At 69.6% G+C, this 19,464-nt stretch carries 20 protein-coding genes and 1 tRNA gene; 2 read left to right on the top strand and 19 right to left on the bottom strand.

The genetic code is table 11. From position 1 onward, the window contains the following. Positions 1–337: 337 nt before the first annotated feature. From thrB to ACY0PA_RS28275, 6 genes are all read right to left on the bottom strand, one after another. Complete coding sequence (gene thrB / locus ACY0PA_RS28300; protein ID WP_100595868.1) at positions 338–1,255, bottom strand: homoserine kinase; 918 nt, start codon at positions 1,253–1,255, stop codon at positions 338–340. Between the two features lie 272 nt (positions 1,256–1,527). Then, a complete protein-coding gene (thrC, locus tag ACY0PA_RS28295) occupies positions 1,528–2,586 on the bottom strand; it encodes a threonine synthase (protein WP_473080397.1) in 1,059 nt (352 codons plus the stop codon). Positions 2,587–2,592: 6 nt separating this feature from the next. After that, positions 2,593–3,882, bottom strand: coding sequence for a homoserine dehydrogenase (locus tag ACY0PA_RS28290; RefSeq protein WP_473086460.1), 1,290 nt, complete (start codon positions 3,880–3,882; stop codon positions 2,593–2,595). Positions 3,883–4,012: 130 nt separating this feature from the next. After that, entirely contained in the window at positions 4,013–5,404 is a 1,392-nt protein-coding gene (gene lysA / locus ACY0PA_RS28285) for a diaminopimelate decarboxylase (RefSeq protein WP_473080396.1), read from the bottom strand. 19 nt (positions 5,405–5,423) lie between these two features. Then, the gene (nrtL, locus tag ACY0PA_RS28280; protein ID WP_473080395.1) at positions 5,424–6,461 is read right to left on the bottom strand and encodes an ArgS-related anticodon-binding protein NrtL; all 1,038 of its coding nucleotides are present in this window, start codon (positions 6,459–6,461) and stop codon (positions 5,424–5,426) included. A 102-nt stretch (positions 6,462–6,563) separates the two neighbouring features. Then, on the bottom strand, positions 6,564–7,085 hold the full coding sequence (locus ACY0PA_RS28275) for a response regulator (protein ID WP_473080394.1): 522 nt from the start codon (positions 7,083–7,085) through the stop codon (positions 6,564–6,566). A gap of 106 nt (positions 7,086–7,191) precedes the next feature. Here ACY0PA_RS28275 and ACY0PA_RS28270 point away from each other — a divergent pair. Further along, positions 7,192–7,263, top strand: a tRNA-Arg gene (locus ACY0PA_RS28270). A gap of 132 nt (positions 7,264–7,395) precedes the next feature. On the opposite strand, the gene ACY0PA_RS28265 is transcribed toward ACY0PA_RS28270, so the two are convergent. The 8 genes from ACY0PA_RS28265 to ACY0PA_RS28230 form a co-directional block, all read right to left on the bottom strand. Then, a complete protein-coding gene (locus ACY0PA_RS28265; RefSeq protein WP_473080393.1) occupies positions 7,396–8,865 on the bottom strand; it encodes a tyrosine-type recombinase/integrase in 1,470 nt (489 codons plus the stop codon). Further along, positions 8,862–9,053, bottom strand: coding sequence for a helix-turn-helix transcriptional regulator (locus ACY0PA_RS28260; protein WP_266560077.1), 192 nt, complete (start codon positions 9,051–9,053; stop codon positions 8,862–8,864). Before ACY0PA_RS28260 ends, ACY0PA_RS28265 begins: the two co-directional genes overlap by 4 nt. Positions 9,054–9,578: 525 nt before the next feature. After that, on the bottom strand, positions 9,579–11,054 hold the full coding sequence (locus ACY0PA_RS28255) for an ATP-binding protein (protein WP_473080392.1): 1,476 nt from the start codon (positions 11,052–11,054) through the stop codon (positions 9,579–9,581). Positions 11,055–11,056: 2 nt separating this feature from the next. Next, on the bottom strand, positions 11,057–11,890 hold the full coding sequence (locus ACY0PA_RS28250) for a bifunctional DNA primase/polymerase (protein WP_473080391.1): 834 nt from the start codon (positions 11,888–11,890) through the stop codon (positions 11,057–11,059). Beyond that, a complete protein-coding gene (locus tag ACY0PA_RS28245) occupies positions 11,887–12,624 on the bottom strand; it encodes a class I SAM-dependent methyltransferase (RefSeq protein ID WP_473080390.1) in 738 nt (245 codons plus the stop codon). Before ACY0PA_RS28245 ends, ACY0PA_RS28250 begins: the two co-directional genes overlap by 4 nt. Before the next feature lie 89 nt (positions 12,625–12,713). Then, positions 12,714–13,226 (bottom strand): hypothetical protein, encoded by a 513-nt coding sequence (locus tag ACY0PA_RS28240; protein ID WP_473080389.1) that lies wholly within the window; start codon positions 13,224–13,226, stop codon positions 12,714–12,716. A gap of 13 nt (positions 13,227–13,239) precedes the next feature. Continuing rightward, complete coding sequence (locus ACY0PA_RS28235; RefSeq protein WP_473080388.1) at positions 13,240–13,746, bottom strand: hypothetical protein; 507 nt, start codon at positions 13,744–13,746, stop codon at positions 13,240–13,242. Between the two features lie 25 nt (positions 13,747–13,771). Further along, entirely contained in the window at positions 13,772–13,963 is a 192-nt protein-coding gene (locus ACY0PA_RS28230; RefSeq protein WP_376569229.1) for a hypothetical protein, read from the bottom strand. A 270-nt stretch (positions 13,964–14,233) separates the two neighbouring features. On the opposite strand from ACY0PA_RS28230, the gene ACY0PA_RS28225 reads away from it, so the two are divergent. Next, positions 14,234–14,650 carry a hypothetical protein gene (locus tag ACY0PA_RS28225; protein ID WP_473080387.1) on the top strand — a complete coding sequence of 139 codons (417 nt, stop codon included), beginning with the start codon at positions 14,234–14,236 and terminating at the stop codon, positions 14,648–14,650. 7 nt (positions 14,651–14,657) lie between these two features. Here the strand turns inward: ACY0PA_RS28225 and ACY0PA_RS28220 are convergent, their stop codons facing one another. The 5 genes from ACY0PA_RS28220 to ACY0PA_RS28200 form a co-directional block, all read right to left on the bottom strand. After that, positions 14,658–16,778 carry a hypothetical protein gene (locus tag ACY0PA_RS28220; RefSeq protein ID WP_473080386.1) on the bottom strand — a complete coding sequence of 707 codons (2,121 nt, stop codon included), beginning with the start codon at positions 16,776–16,778 and terminating at the stop codon, positions 14,658–14,660. Position 16,779: 1 nt separating this feature from the next. Next, entirely contained in the window at positions 16,780–18,372 is a 1,593-nt protein-coding gene (locus tag ACY0PA_RS28215) for a hypothetical protein (protein ID WP_473080385.1), read from the bottom strand. 89 nt (positions 18,373–18,461) lie between these two features. Further along, positions 18,462–18,677, bottom strand: a complete 216-nt coding sequence (locus ACY0PA_RS28210) for a hypothetical protein (RefSeq protein ID WP_473080384.1) — start codon at positions 18,675–18,677, stop codon at positions 18,462–18,464. Positions 18,678–18,686: 9 nt separating this feature from the next. Continuing rightward, on the bottom strand, positions 18,687–18,998 hold the full coding sequence (locus ACY0PA_RS28205) for a hypothetical protein (RefSeq protein WP_473080383.1): 312 nt from the start codon (positions 18,996–18,998) through the stop codon (positions 18,687–18,689). A 29-nt stretch (positions 18,999–19,027) separates the two neighbouring features. Further along, positions 19,028–19,360 carry an RRQRL motif-containing zinc-binding protein gene (locus tag ACY0PA_RS28200; RefSeq protein WP_473086459.1) on the bottom strand — a complete coding sequence of 111 codons (333 nt, stop codon included), beginning with the start codon at positions 19,358–19,360 and terminating at the stop codon, positions 19,028–19,030. Positions 19,361–19,464: the final 104 nt, after the last annotated feature.

Below are 19,464 nucleotides of genomic sequence, written 5' to 3'. Positions count from 1 at the left end.
GGCGACCGGTTGTGCTGTCCGGCGGTGGTCCTGTCGGTATGGACCGTGCCGGGGCGGTGGTCCGCCAACGCGGCGGAAGAATTCATTGGTGACGGCGAGTCCCGAAGCCGCGGGTTCCACTGGAATGTCTGTGTCACCCGGCTCGATCACACCGGTTCCGGAGCATGCTCGAAACGGCTCAGCGCACGGCACCGAGCAATTTGCGGGGCTCCTGGAAGAATGGTTGTCCCGGAGGGGGACACACAGCACCTCGCCATGGTGGGGTCGGGTGCAGACTTGAGGTTAACACTACCGGATCCAACAAATATTCCCCCTCTCGAATTCCGGCAACCGTGTGTCAGTGAGCAAGCGGCAGCACGCTCGCTCCGTCGACATCGAGGTCGAGGCGGTTCGCCGCCCATCCCTCACCGGCCAGCCGGGCGACCTTGTCGGCCGCTTCCTTCTCCACAAGGGCGAGGACCGTGGGTCCCGCCCCTGAGATCACCGCGGGTACGCCGTCGGCCCGCAGCCGCTCCACAAGTGCGAGGCTCTCCGGCATCGCGGGAGCCCGGTACTCCTGGTGGAGCCGGTCCTCGGTGGCGGGCAGCAGCAGCTCGGGGCGCCTCGTGAGGGCCTCTACGAGCAGGGCCGCTCGGCCCGCGTTCACCGCGGCGTCCACATGGGGGACGCTGCGCGGCAGGAGACCGCGTGCGGTCTCGGTGAGTACCGGCTTTCCCGGTACGAAAACCACCGGAACGATGGAACCAGCAGGGTCCATCCTGATCGCCCGGGCCGCACCGCCGTCCATCCAGGAAAGCGTGAAGCCGCCGAGCAGGCAAGCCGCGACGTTGTCCGGATGCCCCTCGATCTCGGTCGCGAGCTCAAGAAGGGCCGCGTCGTCGAGCCGGGCGTCGCCGCCTATCGTCACGGCGCGCGCGGCGACGATGCCGGCGCAGATGGCGGCCGACGAGGAGCCGAGGCCGCGGCCGTGCGGGATCCGGTTGGCGCAGACGACCTCGAGGCCGCGCGGCTGTCCGCCGAGCAGGTCGAAAGCGGTGCGCAGCGAGCGTACGAGCAGATGGGACTCGTCGCGCGGGAGGGTGTCGGAGCCCTCACCTGCGATGTCGATGTTCAGGCCGGAGTCGGCGACCCGGACGACCACGTCGTCGTAGAGACCCAGCGACAGGCCGAAGGCATCGAAGCCCGGGCCGAGGTTGGCGCTGGAGGCGGGGACGCGCACCCTGACGGCGGCGGCGCGGAAGGCGGGACCGGCCATCGCTCGATGACACTCCTTGAGCTGCGGTTCTTGCGTGATGAACGAGGTGACTGCGGTAGAGATCCGATGATTGCTGCCCGTGTGAGAACCCGAAGGCCGCGAGGGCTGCGACAACGCCTGCGGCACCGCGGCATATGCATGTGCGGCGGAGTGGGTTCGGTACAGCCTATCGAAGGAAGGTTCTGTGGCGACATAGGGCGCACAGGAGGCGCACGATGCGTGTCGCAAGCCCCCTGTGCACCCCCTGTGCGGAGTTGACCGGCCCTGTCCGGTTACGCCAGGCCGAGGCGCTCGGCCGCGGTGGCCGCGTCGACCGGGACGGTGACGGGCTGCGGGGCGCCCGCGACGGCCCAGTCGGGGTCCTTGAGGCCGTTGCCCGTGACGGTGCAGACGATCTTCTGCCCCTTGTCGACCTTGCCCTGCTCGGCGGCCTTGAGCAGACCGGCGACGGAGGCGGCCGACGCGGGCTCCACGAAGACACCTTCCTGGGACGCCAACAGCTTGTAGGCGCGCAGGATTTCACGGTCCGTCACTTCGTCGATGAAGCCGCCGGACTCGTCACGGGCGGCCAGCGCGAAGTCCCATGACGCGGGGTTGCCGATGCGAATCGCGGTGGCGATCGTCGAAGGGTCCTTGACGATCTCGCCGCGCACGATGGGCGCGGAACCGGACGCCTGGAAGCCCCACATGCGCGGGGTGTGCGTGGCGATGCCGTCCGCCGCGTACTCCTTGTAGCCCTTCCAGTAGGCCGTGATGTTGCCGGCGTTGCCGACGGGAAGGACGTGGATGTCGGGCGCGTCGCCGAGCGCGTCGACGATCTCGAACGAGGCGGTCTTCTGGCCCTCGATACGGAACGGGTTGACCGAATTGACCAGCGCCACCGGGTAGTTGTCGGAGAGGGCGCGGGCCAGGTTCAGGCAGTCGTCGAAGTTGCCGTCGACCTGGAGGATCTTCGAGCCGTAGACCAGCGCCTGGCCCATCTTGCCGAGCGCGATCTTGCCCTGCGGGACGAGCACGGCGCAGACCATGCCGGCGCGCACGGCGTAGGCCGCGGCCGAGGCGGACGTGTTACCGGTGGAGGCGCAGATGACGGCCTGGGCGCCCTCCTCCTTGGCCTTCGTGATCGCCATCGTCATGCCGCGGTCCTTGAAGGACCCGGTCGGGTTCGCGCCCTCGACCTTGAGGTGGACCTCGCAGCCCGTGCGCTCGGAGAGCACCTGGGCGGGCACGAGCGGCGTGCCGCCCTCGCGCAGCGTGACGACCGGCGTGGTGTCGGACACCGGAAGCCGGTCGCGGTACTCCTCGATGATTCCGCGCCACTGGTGGGTCATTGCTCGTTACTCCCCTTCAACACGCATGATGCTGGCGACACCACGCACGGTGTCGAGCTTGCGCAGCGCGTCGACGGTCCCGGTGAGGGCCGCGTCCGCCGCACGGTGGGTGACCACGACGAGGGATGCCTCGCCGTCCTTGCCCGATTGGCGCACCGTGTCAATGGATACGCCGTGCTCGGCGAAGACCGTCGCGACCTGGGCGAGAACGCCCGGCTTGTCGGCCACGTCGAGGCTGATGTGGTAGCGCGTCACGACCTCGCCCATGGGCGAGACGGGCAGCTGGGTGTAGGCGGAGTCACCGGGTCCGGTGGCCTCGCCGAGCTTGTTGCGGCACACGGCCACGAGGTCGCCGAGCACGGCCGACGCGGTGGGCGCGCCGCCGGCTCCGGGCCCGTAGAACATGAGCTGGCCGGCGGCCTCTGCCTCGACGAACACGGCGTTGTACGCGCCGCGCACGGAGGCGAGGGGGTGGTCGAGCGGGATCATCGCGGGGTGCACGCGCGCGGTGACGGACCCGCCGTGCGCCGCCCGCTCACAGATCGCGAGCAGCTTGATCGTGCAGCCCATCTCCTTCGCGGAAGCGAAGTCGGCGGCGGTCACCTCGGTCATGCCCTCGCGGTACACGTCGTCGAGACGTACGCGGGTGTGGAAGGAGATCCCGGCGAGGATGGCGGCCTTGGCGGCGGCGTCGAAGCCCTCGACGTCGGCGGTGGGGTCGGCCTCGGCGTAGCCGAGCGCGGTGGCCTCGTCGAGGGCCTCCTGGTAGCCGGCGCCCGTCGAGTCCATCTTGTCGAGGATGAAGTTCGTGGTGCCGTTGACGATGCCCATCACGCGGTTGATCTTGTCGCCGGCGAGGGACTCGCGCAGCGGCCTGATCAGCGGAATCGCACCGGCGACGGCGGCCTCGTAGTAGAGGTCCCTGCCGTGCTCCTCGGCGGCGGCGTGCAGCGCGGCGCCGTCCTGGGCGATGAGCGCCTTGTTGGCGGAGACGACGGAGGCGCCGTGCTCGAAGGCCGTGGTGATGAGGCCGCGCGCGGGCTCGATACCGCCGATGACCTCGACGACGACGTCGATGTCGCCCCGTTTGACCAGCGCGGTCGCGTCCGTCGTCACGAGCGAGGGGTCGATGCCCTCGCGCACCTTCGACGGGCGCCGCACGGCGACCCCGGCCAGTTCCACGGGGGCGCCGATCCGGGCCGCGAGGTCCTCGGCGTGCGTCGTCATGATGCGCGCCACCTCTGAGCCGACTACCCCACAGCCAAGGAGCGCCACCTTCAGCGGACGCGTACGCATCATCGACCTACGCCTTTCATTGAACCCAGCTCAGAGAGCTCAGCCTGCTTGATACTGCTTCAGTGGACCAGTCTCACCCACCGGACCGGGGTTTCTGCCCCCGGTCCGAATCCTGAGACGTGTATTTCATTTATCCGACGTCGAGACGCAGGAGATCTTCCTCCGTCTCACGCCGGACGATCGCCCGCGCCTCACCGTCGCGCACGGCGACGACGGGCGGGCGAAGTGCGTGGTTGTAGTTACTGGCCATGGACCGGCAGTACGCACCGGTCGCCGGCACCGCGAGCAGGTCACCGGGCGCGAGGTCGGCGGGCAGGAAGGCGTCCTTGACCACGATGTCGCCACTCTCACAGTGCTTGCCCACCACGCGGACGAGCATCGGCTCGGCGTCGGAGGTCCGCGAGACGAGGGCGACCGTGTACTCGGCGTCGTAGAGGGCGGTGCGGATGTTGTCCGACATGCCGCCGTCCACGGACACGTACGTACGGAGGGTTTCGAGCGGCTTGATGGTGCCGACCGTGTAGAGCGTGAAGGCGGTCGGGCCGACGATGGCGCGGCCCGGCTCGACGGAGATGCGCGGCGTGCGCAGACCGGCCGCCTCGCACTCGCGCGTCACGATCTCGCCGAGCGCCTTGGCGATCTCGTGCGGCTCGCTCGGGTCGTCATCGGAGGTGTACGCGATGCCGAGACCGCCGCCGAGGTCGATCTCGGGCAGCTCGACACCGTGCTCGTCGCGCACCTCGGCCAGCAGCGACACGACGCGCCGCGCGGCGACCTCGAAGCCCGCCATGTCGAAGATCTGCGAGCCGATGTGGCTGTGGATGCCGATGAGCTCGAGACCGTCGAGCTTGAGCGCACGCCGTACGGCCTCGGCGGCCTGCCCACCGGCGAGCGCGATCCCGAACTTCTGGTCCTCGTGCGCGGTGGCGATGAACTCGTGCGTGTGGGCCTCGACACCGACCGTCACGCGGATCTGCACGGGCTGGCGCTTGCCGAGCCGCTCGGCGATGTGCGACACCCGCACGATCTCCTGGAACGAGTCGAGCACGATCCGCCCGACCCCGACCTCGACGGCCCGCTCGATCTCTTCCTCGGACTTGTTGTTGCCGTGGAAGGCGATACGGGCCGGGGGCATCCCGGCGGACAGAGCGGTGGCGAGCTCGCCACCGGAACAGACGTCCAGATTGAGCCCTTCCTCGTCCAGCCAGCGCACCACGGCGCGGGAGAGGAATGCCTTGCCGGCGTAGAAGACGTCGGCGTCGGGGCCGAACGCGTCGCGCCAGGCGCGGCAGCGGGCCCGGAAGTCGTCCTCGTCGAGGAAGTAGGCGGGGGTGCCGAACTCCTCGGCGAGCCGGGCCACTTCGATACCGCCGACGCGGACCGCGCCGTCGCCCTCACGGGTGACGGTCCGCGACCACACCTTTGGGTCGAGGACGTTGAGATCGGCGGGCGGAGCGGCGTAGTGCCCCTCGGTCAGGACATCTGCGTGGCGGGGCCCGGCGGGGTGTGCGGAACGGCTCATGACTGTCTTCTGCGCTCTCTCAGAGATGTTCGGGTGCGTCGATACCGAGCAGGGACAGGCCGCCGGCGAGCACCGCCCCGGCGGCTTCGGCAAGCGCGAGCCGGGCACGGTGGGCGGCCGAGGGTTTCTCCTCCCCCTGCGGAAGCACGGTGTGCTGAAACCCGAGAAACGCGTCGGCCACCACGACGAGGTGCCGGGCAAGCCGGTCGGGGGCGTGGTGGGTGGCGGCGAGGGTGAGGGTTCGGGGGTGGGCGGACAGGGCGGTGTGGAGGGCGACGGCTTCGCCGGGGGCGCCCGGAGCAGCGGAGGCGGACGCCCTGTCGCGTACGTCGCCGGGTTCGGCGGTGAAGCCGAGGGCCGCGGCGTTGCGGGTGAGGGCGTGGGTGCGGGCGTAGGCGTACCGGACGCGGAAGAGGGGGTTGCTCTCGCGCTGGGCGAGATGCTCGTCGCCGATACGGGGCCGGTCGTGCGCGGCGGGCAGGAGCAGGGCCCAGCGGGACGCGTCACGGCCGAGGACGGCGGGGTCGGAGGGAGCGGGCACGGGCCGCACCTTCACGACGCGCGTCTCCCCCTCCTCGGACCCGGGCGTCTCACCATGGACGACCTGAGCCTCGGCACCCTGCGTGGCGAGAATCCGCCGAAGCGAATCGGCGACGACCTCGGCCCTGACTTCGTAAGGAACACGAACCTCAAACCGCTGGCCTGCGAGAACATCACCGCACCCATATCCGCCACCCCGGGCGAGAATCTCGTGGGCGAGGGCGCCGGGGTCGTCGTCGGCGAGGGTGAGATTGAGGAATCCGGGGCCGGTGACCTCGACGCCCGCGATGCCGGGGCTGTCGGCGAGGCGCCGCGAAAGGAGCTCGGCGACGTGCCGGGGCGGGCGCCCGGCGGGCCCGGCGAGCCGCAGCGCGACGTTCGTGGAGTAGTCCCCGCACCCACCGGGCCGCGGCCGCTCGACCACGACGCGTGCCGGCACGGCCACGCTCAGCTCACCGTCGTCGACCGCGCGGCGCACAGCGCGCTGGACGGTACGGGAGAGCTCGACGGGGGTCACGGGACAAGCGTATGGGAGGAGGGGGGTGGATAAGCGACCCGGTTTACGGGATGGTCCGACATGCGGACGCGCCAGGCTCCCCCGCCCACTCCCCCATGCCGCTCACCCTCCGGTACGGCCGGCGCGCTCGGTCTCTTCGACGCCACGACCGCCCTCGCGCCTGCGTTCGCTCAACTGCCGTACGACCCGGACGAGTTCACTGGGCTCGAAGGGCTTGGTAAGGAAGGCGTCGACCCCGACATCGAGTCCGGTCTCGACCTCGTGGTGGGTGCAGGCGCTGACGATCACGATGGGGACGCCGCGCGCATGGGCGTCCGAGCGAAGCCGCGCGGCGGTCCGCAACCCGTCGAGTCGGGGCATCACGACATCCAGAGTGATCACATCAGGCCGAACCTGATGCACCACATCCAGACATTCGGCACCATCGGCTGCGGTCACGACCTCGAAGCCCTCCAGCTCGAGATTGACCCTGATCAGCTGCCGAATCACCTTGTTGTCGTCCACAACAAGCACTCGGCCGGACGCGCCTGGCACAACTCGAGAGTAGGTCCGCAAGCGCCACCGCGTCCGGGTTTTCCCCACTTCCGCCCCGTACAGGGGACTACCACCCTCCCGTGGCCCCACACACGGCCCTCCCGGGATGCCATCTCAACAGCGAAACAACTGTTCATGGGGACCCCGACGGAGCTGGTAGGGTTCTACCCGTCGCCACGCCAGCCGCGGCGAACACGCCCCCGTAGCTCAGGGGATAGAGCAACGGCCTCCGGAGCCGTGTGCGCAGGTTCGAATCCTGCCGGGGGCACTTCGCACCATCCAGGGTGATCAAGTCTCTGACCTGCGCAAGTGCCAAGTATGAAGAGCCGGACCCAGTCCCACTGGGTCCGGCTCTTTGTTGTTCTCAATCGCTGATCGCGAGTGAGTGGCGAGTGAGAATTCAGGTCGCTTCGTCGCCCCACCCCATCGCCTTCTCGATCTTCCTGTTGTTCACCTCCTCGTGGCCGTCGATGCAGCCCTCGTACCGACGGTGGATGACCTCGGGTGAGTTGCCGGCGCGGCGGGCGACCTCCGCAACCGGGACCCCCGCGTTCAGCCAGTTCGTGATGCAGGTATGCCGCAGGTCGTAGGGCCGGTGCGCGAGCGGCGAGTCCACCTTGTCCGGCGGGAGCGCGATGGGGCGCGCGTCCTGCCACACCCGCCAATAGCTCGATGTCCCCAGCACGTCGCCACGCTCATTGGCGAAGACCCGGCCGTCCGCCGCCACCCCGAAATCCCTGATGTGCTCGCGCAGCATCGCGACCAGCAGGGGCGGGATGGGGACCGGCCGGTCCGCCTTGACCTCCCTCGACTTGAGTCCGCGCTTGTCATGCCGTTTGCCCGAGTCGGTCCACTTCTTGCCCGAGACCGGACGGGTCTCCTGGAGAGTGAGGGTTCCCCATCCCTTCTCGGGCAGGTAGCAGTCCCTTTCGCGGAGGCCAACCGCCTCGGCTGGCCGCATGGCGGCGTAGAGCTGGCAGGCGAAGAACGCAACCAGACGGCGGCCGCGGTTGCGGTGGACGGAGCCGACGTACGAGACCGCCGTGAGGAGCTGACCGCCCTGCGCCGCGTTCACCAAAACCCGGGGGTCCACGACGTCTCCATGGGTGGCGCCTGCGCGCTTCACTCCGGCGAGCGGGTTAGCGTCGAGATAGCCGCACTCAATCGCGTACTCCATGGCGGTGTTGAACCCGCGGCGACGGCGCTTGTAGGTCTCCCCCGCCGCCGGGCTGTCATCCAGCTTGAACGACAGCCGGTATTGAATGTCCCGAATCACTCGCGGGTCCGAAAGAGCCGACAGGGGAAACGATCTGTACTGAAGCCACCTACAGGCTGCCGCTAGGTCCTCGGGAGGCTCTTCATCCTCGTGTGCGGGTACAACAGCCCATCGGACCGCCAATCGCGCTTCTTCGAGCGAAGGCGCTTTCTTCCCGTCCTCCATCATTGCAAGCGCTACCGTCGCGAGACTGTCCGCCAATCCCTCTCGGGTCTTGGCCGCAGAAGTACGCCATCGGCTCGCCATGTACTCGCGGCTGAAGTCCCACCAGGAAAGATCGGGCCTTGCGTTCGCCTTGGCGACAGCCGCTCTGAGTTCAGACTCGGGCAGCCCAGACACCACGTCGAAAGCCTCGCCCTTGCGCATCGCCTTCACGATTTCGGAGCGACGGTGATCAGCGAGGGTGACAGTGGCGAAGCTGGCCGTATTGACCTTGCCCGCCACCACCCAACGAAGCTGGTATGGGGCCCTTTTGCTCCGCACTTGGTTAATCTTCCACACCCGCACGTCTGTGGAGAATGTCGGCTCCTCTGGAACGGGCGGGCACCCGCTCTCGCGGGCGCCCTGATGCTTCGGGATCTTGCTGTAAGTCATGCGGCCTCCTCCAAGGTCCCGATCCAACGCTCCAGTTCCGATCGCCGAATACGGACTGCCCCGTTGGGGAGCTTGATTGACTTAGGTCCTTTCCTGAGCTGCCGCCAGCGGTAGAACGTCGCTCGCGGAACACCGATCTCTTCAATGACCTCGGGGATGGTCAACATTTCGTCGCGGAGCTTGGCCATGAACTGCTTCTCCGTTCGTGGAGCGAAGCTTTGAGAGACGCCGATCACCTCGGAGGAATCCGCCACGCGCGGGGGCGGCGGCCTGTTGTTCGGGGTGGCCTCCGGCCGGGGCCCATGTGTGTCCGAGGTGCGGATTTCTGCGTCACCACGTCACGTGCGTCATTCGAGCGTCTGACCTGCAGATATTGGTGACACAGGGCGGATGGGGGTGCGTCACCGCCGCGTCACCTGTGTCACTGCGGCGTGACGCAGGTGACGCAGGATGACGCAGAGGATCCGGTTCTGCGTCACGTCTGTTCCGGCAGGTCAGTGGCCGTTTTCCGTCGCGTGTGACGCAGGTGACGCAGCGTTCCCCTACTTAGGAAAAAGAGGGGGTGGTGTCTGTTGTTGTGCGCGGCTCAGGACGTGAAGAAGGAGCCGCTGCGCGGCACGTCCTTGGGGCGGTGCTGCGCACCGAACAGCAAGAGGAGCACGCCTCGCGCGTCGCCCCGGGTGCTCTTCTTGCTGTTGTGCGGTGACCTTGGGTCAGAACGCGGCTTCCTGCTGAGGCTCGTGCTCTCCTACGGGATCGGAGAGCTCGATGTAGCGGGCCTCGCGTGTGCGCCCCCAGTCGACGTTCAGGCCGCGGGCGGCGAGGGTGGGCTGAAGGCGCTTGAGCCGGTCGGAGAGCACCTTGCCGGTGGTCGGCCACCCCTTGGGCAGGGGCCTGCAGTCCTCACCGCTGTAGAGACCGGTGAGACGGTGCAGCCATTCCGCGGACGTCATCCGCTCCTGCGCCCCGGTCGGCATGCCGGCCGCGTACTGCAGCACGGTCTGCGCAAGCAGATCCCCCTCGATCACGTCATCGTTGAGGTCGTCCAGCCCGGCCCGGTAGGCCGGCAGCGCGCCGAGCCCGGTCGCCGCGTCGAGCTGGGCGCACAGGTGGGCGAAGTCCGCCATGCGCAGATCGGTGGGCGTCTCGGCGGTGACCGCACGGACCTTGACGGTCAGGTCCAGCAGGGAGCCGAGCACGACGGGCAGGACTTCCGCGTACTCCGCCCACAACTCCGCCTCGGTGCGCCGCACCTTGGGCCGTTCCAGGCGGAGCGGCAGGAGCCGTTCGGCGAGGTCGGGCCGGATGACGCCGACATCGATGCCGGTCAGGAGCAGGGGGCGGCGGTAGCGGGCGCGGAAGACGTCTCCGTCGGTGAACAGGGCGCGCTTGACGCTCTCGGCTCCGGTGACGATGCAGCACATGGCGTCGGACAGGTCCGGGGTCATGTGGGAGAGGTTGTCGAGCGCGGTGACCCATCCCGCCGCGACCGCGGCGATCAGGTTGTCCTCGTCCTTCGGGGCGCGGCGCAGGTCGCTGCTCATGCCTTCGATGATCCGGATGAGCATGCGTCCGCCGGTGGACTTCCCTGCCCCTTGGGGGCCGGTGAGGAAGGGGGCGGGGACGGGCACGGAGGGTTCCAGGCAGCCGATCAGCCAGGCCATGACCAGGCATTCGGTCTCCGCGTTGGCGAAGTTGCAGAGCCTAAAGAGCAGGTCGATTCCCTTGCCGTTGGTGTCCTTGGAGGGCAGGGGGAGTTCTCCGGTGAGCTGTGTGCGCCGCCAGCACACTTCTTGCGGGTCGGGGATGGCGATGTCCCATCCGGTGGGGTGGATGCGGACGGACTGTCCGTCGGTGCGGCCCAGGTCGAGCCACGTTGCCCCGTCGAATCCGGGGGCGACGCGGATGTGGATGGGTTGGACCTGCTCGGTGAGGGCGAGCGCTTCGATCAAGTCGAGTGCCTCCTTCATCGCGGTGCCGTTGAACATGCCGATGCCGTCCTTGAACAGGCCGACCATGAGTTCCTGGCGGTGGCTTCCGGTGGTGCCCTGGGAGCGGATCGGGCGGGCCACGGGGTGGCCCTTGCGCTGGGCGTAGACGGTTCCTTCTGCGGTGCGGAAGTAGCGGAAGCGCTCTTGCGCGTAGTCGGCGATGACCTGCCGGGCCGGGTTCTTCTCGTCGTCTTCCATGCTCAAAGTCCCAACCGAGTACGGGCGTTGTCCCAGGCGTCGGTGCAGTGCCGGGCGCTCTCGCCCTTGGTCTGCGCGGCGGTGAACAGGCGCGTGATGTGGTCCTCGGTGAGGCAGCCGCACCGGCCGTGCGTGGACAGCACGGCCAGGAACGTGCGGTACACGGCGTTGTGCACGCCACTCGTCGCGTCGGTGATGCGCTGCTCCGCCATGGCGATGCCACGTTCGAGGAAGGCGGGCGTCCGATGGCGGCACTGCCCGCCTCCGGCCGGCGCGGGAACCGCGACGGCCGTGAGCGCGGGGGCCGCGGGCTTGGCCGCGGTGAGCGCGCGCACGACGTCCGGGAGGGCGGCCCTGCTGCCGTTGCCGGGCCCGAGCCAGCGGGCATAGGACATGGCGGACTTGATGTCTACGCCGGGCCGCACGCCGTTCACGGACGGCATGGTCCCGAGGTAGAGCCAGTGCTCACCGCGCGTGGTGGGCACGGTCTGCGTGGCCGGCAGGTGCTCGCGGGCCCACGCGATGGCGTCGACGTTGTCGAGATCCACGACCGTCAGCCCGGCGCCGCCAGGGTGATAGGCGACCGCACTCGCGCACAGCCAGGCCCTGCGCCACGGGTCGGAACTGATGACGTCCGGGTCGATGGTCGCCGCAGCCCACGCGTGGCAGGGTCCGGGGCAGACGCACGGCCCGGGGGTCTTTATATTCGGCCGGCCGCCGCACGCGTTGTCCGCGCAGCGGCGGCAGTTACCGAACGGGACCTTGCCCGCCCGCAGGGGCAGGACCGGAATCTGTGAGGCGACGAGGTCGAGCGCGGTGCGCAGATGCTCGCTCATGCAGCCACCCCCAATGCCGTGCGGGAGGTGAGGAAGGCGCGGCCGATGAACTCGGTGTAGGCGGGCGGTAGAGCCTCCCGCAGGCGCAGGTGATCGGTGGACCAGTCAATGCCCTTGGCCTGTCGGATCTCCTCGACGCTGGCCTTGCCGCCGCCCTTGCCGTAGGCGGCCACATAGGGGCCGTCGAAGAACTTGCCGTGTCGCCACCCGCGCACCCGCCCGCGGTGACGCGGATGGGCAGGCTGTGTGGCCGTCCAGCCCCCGAGTTCGAAGTAGCGGTGCATGAGCACTGCGAGCCCGAACTGTTCTCCGCACAGGCGGATGTCTTTGCGGACATCGGAGCCGGCCACGTTCTCCATCACGTACGGCCGCCCGGTCGTCTCCAGGGCGGCCCGGACGGGGTCGATGAGCCGGGGGTAGGTGCGGCCGATGGCGGCGTTGCGGGCGGCGTTGGTGCCCTTGGTCGGGGCGCCCTCGCCCTGGCAGGGCGGGGAGACGTGGATGAAGTCGAATTCCGCGCCGTGGGCGTGGATGAACTCGACCACGTCACCCTGGTGGAAGGCGTCGCCCCGGTAGTCGGGTTGGGGCTCGATGTCGACGCCGGTGATGTGGCAGTCGGGGCCGAACGCGCGCCGGTATCCCTCGGTGCCGCCGCCGATGCAGCAGCAGCCGTCCAGGATCCGTAAAGGCCGGGGGGCGGAGTGCACTCCCCGAATGTCGGTCGGTTGGGTCATGCTGGGGGTCTCCAGTTCCTTCGTGGGTGCTGGCTGGCAAGGGCGGCCCCGCGACTTTGGCGAGACGTAGGGGGCCGCCCTTGGCGTAGCTAGAACTGGTCGCGGGCGTCGCAGAAGTCGCAGTCGCAGTCGTCGGGGTGCGGGCAGTCGCAGCCGTAGGGGTGCAGCGTGCCGATGCAGGAGCACTGGCACATGCCCTCCCCGCACGGCTCTTCCTCGGGCCCGTCTTCGGGGCCGGTGTAGAGCAGCGGGCCGGCCTCGCCGTGTGCGAGTTCCAGACACTGGGCGAGCCCGCCGGCGCAGTCCATCGCCGTGCTCAAAAACTCCTGAACGAGGGCGACGTGCCGGGCCGGGTCCTCGCCGATGGCGGAGCCCAGGTGGTCGTTGGTGCCCAGGACATCGAGCGCGGTGCCGATCTGCTCCATGGCCTGCGGCAGCCGCTGAGCCAGCGTCTTCAGTGCGCCGATCGCGTCGTAGGCCTCGCCCGGATATGTCAGGCCGGGCTTGGTCGGGGAGTTGGGGAAGGTGCGGTGGTTGAACTCGCGGACGGCCTCGGCTGCCTGGCGGGCGAGCGTCGCAGGGTCGGCGGTAGTGGTCGTCATGCGGCCTCCTTGGTCAGTTGTGCAGGTGGGCGTGGGAGCGGGCGAACGCGCCCCGCGTGTGGGTGGTGACGTGGGTGTTCTTGGTGACCGGCCCGGTGTAGACGGCGCGGGAGACGGAGCGCTTGGCGCGGGAGAAGGCGACGCCGATGGAGAGCGCGGCGAATGCGAGGCCGGTGAACATGGCGCCCATGGCGATGACTCCGGTGACGCTCATGGAGGCGAATCCCTTCAGCACGAGCCAGGCGCCGCAGCCGATGCCGGTGGTGCCGGCGCCGATGCCGAGGGAGGCGACCGCGACCCCGGCGGCCCATGCGGGCACGATGCGGCGGTCGTCCTGGTGGACGGGTTCGGCGTCGCCGAAGGGCGGGGCTGGGGTGTCGTCCTTGAAGTAGGTCGGTATCTGCCGCACCGGCGCTGCGGGGCGGTAGACGTCGTCGATGATCCGGCGGGCTTCGGCGTTGGCGGCGGCGTCGCTCATCCGCGGCGACCACGCGGCTGTCGGCTGCTCGTGCTCGGTCATGGGTGAGACCTCCGGGCGGTTGCGGTCAGGAGATGTTCTGTGCGGCGCCGATGAGGGCGCGCAGGACGGCGTGTATGGCGTCGGCGGCTCCGGTGTCGGCGGTGAAGAACCCGAAGAGGAACACCGCGGTCGCGGCGAGCGGGCCGACGATCCGGCCGCGCAGCAGAGCGAAGGTGAGGATGCCGAAGAGGGCGACGGCGGACAGGGTCACGAGCACGAAGGGCCTCCGGAGAACGGCTGGCGGGCAGCACCCGGAGTGGGGTGCTGCCCGCCGTTGGCTTGTCGTGTTGCTTGTCGTCTGGCTTGTCGTGCGGCTTGTCGCTTGTCTTGTCTTGTCGCTTGTCTTGTCGCTTGTCGCCTCCCAGGCCAAAGGCCGTTTCAGGGCCCCCTGGGAGCCCGTAGGGCGGCCTGTCTATGGGTGGGGTGACAAGCGACAACTAGTGCCGCATCAGGCAACGTTCGCCCTGCCGATGGCTAATCTGACGACGTGGCCGATGAAAAGGACAGTGGGAGCGGCTCGATCCGACGCCCCTCGTGGGACCACCCGGTAGTGGCCACCGTCGCGCTGGAACTGGGCGGCCTTGCTGTCTCCGGGTTGGTCGCTCTGGTGGGGTGGCCGTTCGGGTGGCTGCCCGACACCAGTCTCGTCGGCCTCGTGACGGGCCTGATCGCGATCGGGCCTGCGGCTGAGTTGTACCGCGGGGCGGGCCCGCCGCGTCGGCTTGCTGTTGTCGCCGCTCTCCTTGCGCTGGCAACGGTGAGACTGCTCGTGGCTGCAGCAGTGAACTGGGCCTTTCCTGCGCTGGCTGATCCGGGCGTCGGTATCCTCATCGGCTACCTTGTTGCGTTGCCCATCGGCGTGGCTGTGTTGGCTTGGTTCCTCACCAGGGCGAACGTTGCCTGATGCGGCACTAGCCCTCGGGCGGCTGCTCGGGGGCGTGCTGGCGGTGGACGTAGCGGACCTTGGTGCCCTCTCCGATCCGCACCGCGGTGCCGTCATCGGCCCATGCCTTGAGCCAGCCGACGACCGTCTGCCGGGTCGTGCCGTGCTCGCCAGCGAGCGCACGGGCGATCGCGGATGCACCGGTCCCCTCGTGGCCGGCGGCCAGGAGGAGGGCGAGCGCGGCCCGCTGTGCGGGACTGTCCTGCTCCGACTCGCCGCGCAGCGCGGACAGGTTCAGCCCACCGGGCTCTGGGGCCTGCGTGTCGGTTCCGGGTTCGCGTGCCGTGCCGAACTGAGCGTCGATCTCCTCTCGGAACGCGCGCATCAGCTCGTCCTCCGACTCCCCGGCAGGCGGTTCCTCGCGCAGCGCCGACAACGTCAGTCCCGCCCCGGCCGCAGGCGGTGCCTGCTCGGTGCTGGTGGGTTCGGGCTGGTGGTCCTGCATCCATGCGGTGCGGGAGCTGTCCCAGCGGCGCGCGTATTCGGGCCCGGCCGCCTTCGCGGACACGAGGTCGAGGGTCGGGTGTCGGTCGCTGGTGGCGGCGATGATGTCGCGGATCTGGTTGGGCAGGATCCGCCACGCCTTGAACAGCGCGGCTGGGGATTCGGGGGTGCCCATGAACCCGGCGCCCTTGTGGGGGGCCTGGTCCACGCGCAGGCCGCGGGAGCCGGGGAACATCTTGGACAGGTCCATGCCCTCCGTCTCGCCGCCGGTCAGCGCGACGCGGACCTTGGCTTCCCGGCGGATCATCAGGTTGCCCAGCACGCTGCCGGTCGCTCCGAGGGCGGTCAGGACCGTGCGCACGCCCATGGCGCGGGCGATGCGGATGACTTCCAGGATCTTCTCCGCGAGCTTGCGCATGGCCCGGTCGGGGCTGGCGAGGATCTCCGCGCCCTCGTCGATCACGATCATGATCTGCGGGATCTTCGAACTGATCGGCAGGAGATCGGTGTTGGCCTGCGACAGCAGGTCCTGGTAGCCGCGCTTGCGCCCCTTGGCAATCCGCGCCGCCACGTCCAGCATGAGCATGGCTTCGTCGTAGGTCCCGGCGAGCCAGTCGATACCGGGCCTCGCCGGCTTGCCGTCCTCGCTCTTCAGGCTGCCGTTGAGTGCGGGCAGGACCCACGGCAGGCCTGCCGATCCCGCGTTCAGGTCAATGACGAAGGTGAGCACGTCGACGGCGCGGGCGAACCCGGCCAGGATCGCGTGGACCATGTTCGTCTTGCCCGAGCCGGTCGGGCCGACCACGAGCGCGCACTGCTCGCGCAGGAACGCCAGGATCTGCTCCGCGTTCGTGCGGTAGCCCCACGGGATGCCGGTCAGCACGGACAGCAGCCCGTAGTCGGTGGGGTAGGTGCGCTCCTCCATGAGGACGTTGACGGTGGTCACGTCGATGATGACGCGGCCTTGGTCGATGCCCGGGGACGCGGCGGCGGTGCAGCCGTGCGGCAGCCGGGCATCGGCGGACAGGCGGGCCGCCTCAGCAGCGATTTTGCTGTAGGTGGCGCCGCCGGGCGGGAGTTCGGCATCCAGAGAGAACCCAGTACGGGTCTCCCACATTTCGACCCCCAGGATGCGGACGGTGATGCCGCACACGCGCTGGATGCGGTCGACCCATTCCGCGGCGATCGCCCGGCGCTCCGCGGACAGTTCACGGGCGATCTGCCGCTCGGCCGCCGCGAGAGCCTCGTCCTCGCGGGCCTCCTCGAACAGGGCGGTGGAGCGGGCGGCGGCGCCAATGCCGACGCCGATGGTGGCCAGGGATCCGAGGGCGGCCCAGGTCAGGGGGCCGTGGGTCATGGCCCAGGTGGTCCAGCCTGCCCCGACGATCCAGGACGCGGCCCGCGTGGCGAGGGTGCGGCCGGCGTTGCGGACGCGCATCCCGGCGACGGTGTGACCGGCCGCGCCGGCGGCGCCGACCGCGAGGGCCCAGGCGGGCGGCATGCCGGTGGCGGCGCCGGTCGTGGCGATGGCAAGGGCTCCGGTGGTTGCGGACAGAGCGCCGGTCACGGGTCCGTGACCGGCAGTCCAGTCCAGCACCGGACCACTGCTCTCCTGCTTCTTCTTAGCGGTGGCGGTGCTGCTCATCTCAGACGTTCCAACCCTTCTCAGCCTGCGGGCCGTTACGGGGGTCCTCGTGACGGGCAATGTCTTGCGCGTGGACGTTGCGGAACAGCGGCCCCATGTCCTCCGCGACCGCGACCGCGCTCATTAGGGCGCCGAAGATGTCGTTGAAGCCGTCCGCGATCTCCTTCTCCAGCGGGAACTCCGAGTCGGAACGCTCGGCAAGGATCTTCATCACGTTCGCCACCGACGTGAGCGCGGCGGGGAGGCCCTCGACCATGGCGAGGATCTCCATGGCGTTCTCGGGGTCGTAGGCGTTGGCGGCCTGCTCCATCTCGGAGGCGGCCTCTTCGAACCGGAAACCGGACACGCTCTCTCCTTCGCTGACCGTCGTGTTCGTGCTGGTGGGAACCGGAGTCGTGGGCCGCTGGACGTTGTCGGCGATGCCCTCGCTGCCGTCCTGTGCCGCTTCGGCGTCCGCGGCGGCCTCCTGCTCCGCGAGCTCGTCGCGGATGGCTTCGTCCCGCTCCGCTCGCTGCTCACGGGCGACGCCGACGAGGCGCCGGTACAGGCGCCGGCCGGGGTGGATCAGCCACGGAATGTTGAGCTTCCGGCCGATCGGGCTCGTGATCAGGCCCAGCAGGCCAAGGGGGAGGGCGGCCAGAGCGGCGAGCACGCGCCGCCCCTGGAAGCGGGCCAAGGAGCGCCACAGGGCCCGCCAGGCGGCCCGACGGGCGGGAGCCTTACGCACGTTGCCGCGCTGACCCGCCACCGTCTTCCCAGCCTTGGCATCGCGCCGGGCCCGGTTCTTGGCGATCGCCGCGTCCCGCACCGCACGCGCCTTGCGGCCCGCACCGCCCAGAATCCGACCCGCCAGACCACCAGGCCCGCGCCCCTTGCCCTTGCCGAGACCGGCGCGCGAGCCGCTACCGGCCCCCTTGCCGGGGCTCTTGGGCGAGTGCTTTGCGTTGCGGCGGGCGTCGGCGACCGCGCGGCGGACCGCCGTGGACTGCGCCCGCTTGTCACCGCGCGAACCGCCAGCCTCCTTCTGGGCTTTGCGTAGGGCCTTGACCTGCGATGTCTTGCTCAGTAGTCCGCCCGCGCCCCGGCCGTTCTTCAGGCCGGCCGCCTTGTTCAGCGACGCCGGACCCTGCCCCTTGCCCGCGCCGTGACGCCCCTTCGACCCGCCCGAGGCGCCGCGCTTTTGGCTCGGCAGTCGGCCCGCGCCACCGGCCCGGCCGGATCCGCGGGAGCTGCCGCCAGCGGCACTGCGCCCCGATCCCGTACGGGAGGCGGCGCGGCTGGCGTTGCGTGCCGCAGCCCTGCGTGCGGCCTGGTTGGGGCGGGGGTTGCGGCTTCGGTAGGTCGCCACGGTGCCCAGCACCGCGGCGCCCGTCGCCGCGACTATCGCCGCGACCGGGCCACCGGCCAGGCCTGCGGCAGCGACCATGCTCACGGTCGAGTTCGCCCCGGACAGCGCGAGCGGAACGACCGGCCAACCGCCCTCGGCGTGGTCGACCTCGGCCGGTGCAGGCTCGTTGGACGCCGTGTCGGGCGGCGGGACAGGCGGCGTCGGGGCAGCTTCGTGGACTACCGGTTCCGTGCTGAGTTCAGTCATGCTGAGTGCCACTCCTTACGGGAGTAGAAGGGCCCGGCCGCAGACTGTGGAAGGTGGGCGGCCGGGCCCGACTCGGATGTGAGAGCAGGTCAGAGCCGGTTCGGCTCCAGGGAGAAGAAGCTCACTGCGGCGCCGGGCAGGTCCGGGTCCTGGGACGTCACGGCGTCGTAGAGCAGCCGGTACATGTCCTGGCGGGTGGCTCCGGGCGGCGGGGTGCAGGTTCCTTCCTGCGTGACCATGAGGTCACCCGGCTTGTTCAGGGTCAGGACGAAGAAGTGCGTGCCCTGCGGCTGGGATGCGGACACGAGTCCTCCTCAGACGGTGGTGTGGGTCGGGTGAGCTGCGGCGACCTCCTGCCAGCGCCGGTTCTCGCCTGCGTCCGAGTGCTGGATCCGCACCCGGAAGTCGCAGCCCGGGACCGTGCAGCGGTGCGTGGTGGCCGTCCATGCCTGCTCGATGTTCAGCAGCGCGGACAGCACAGACCCGGCCGTGCCCAGCGCGCACGCGGTGAGCAGGAAGAACGGCACGCCGTAGGAGGCGAGTCGGATGCTGATGGCCGCGCCGACGGCGAGCGATACGCCGATTTCGAGCAGCGAGATGATCCGGCGGCGCTGTTGCTTGGTCATGACGGAAACTCCCAGGTGAGAAGGGGATTTCAGGCGACGCGCTGTTCCTCGGGAGCGGCACACAGGCCGCACATGCCGAGCAAGGTAGGGATGACGTATCCGGCGTCGCGCCGGCATTCGGGGCAGATACGGCGGGCGGCGTTGGCCTTGGCCAGGGCCGCCCACTTCGCCGGCGTCATCGGGCGGACCGACTTGGCGCGGTCGATGCTGTAGAGGTAGGCGACCAACGGGCCCCGCTTACGTCGGGGCCGCTCAATCTGCACCGCGACGTCCTGACCACCGGGCCGCAGCCCCATGGCGCGCAGTTGCCGGTACGTGGCGCAGCCGTCCGGGGCTAGGCGCCAGCGGTAGACGGAAACCAGCGGGTTCGCAGAATCTGAAAGCTGCCTGAGGCTGAACCCGCTGTTGGTTGGCGTGTTTGGGCGGGTGGGGCCAGCGAGTTGGTGACGCTCTTGATCGCTGCCGA

This window comes from Streptomyces sp. DS1-CR2, from assembly GCF_055760475.1.
This window is presented reverse-complemented; position numbering and strand designations above follow the sequence as displayed.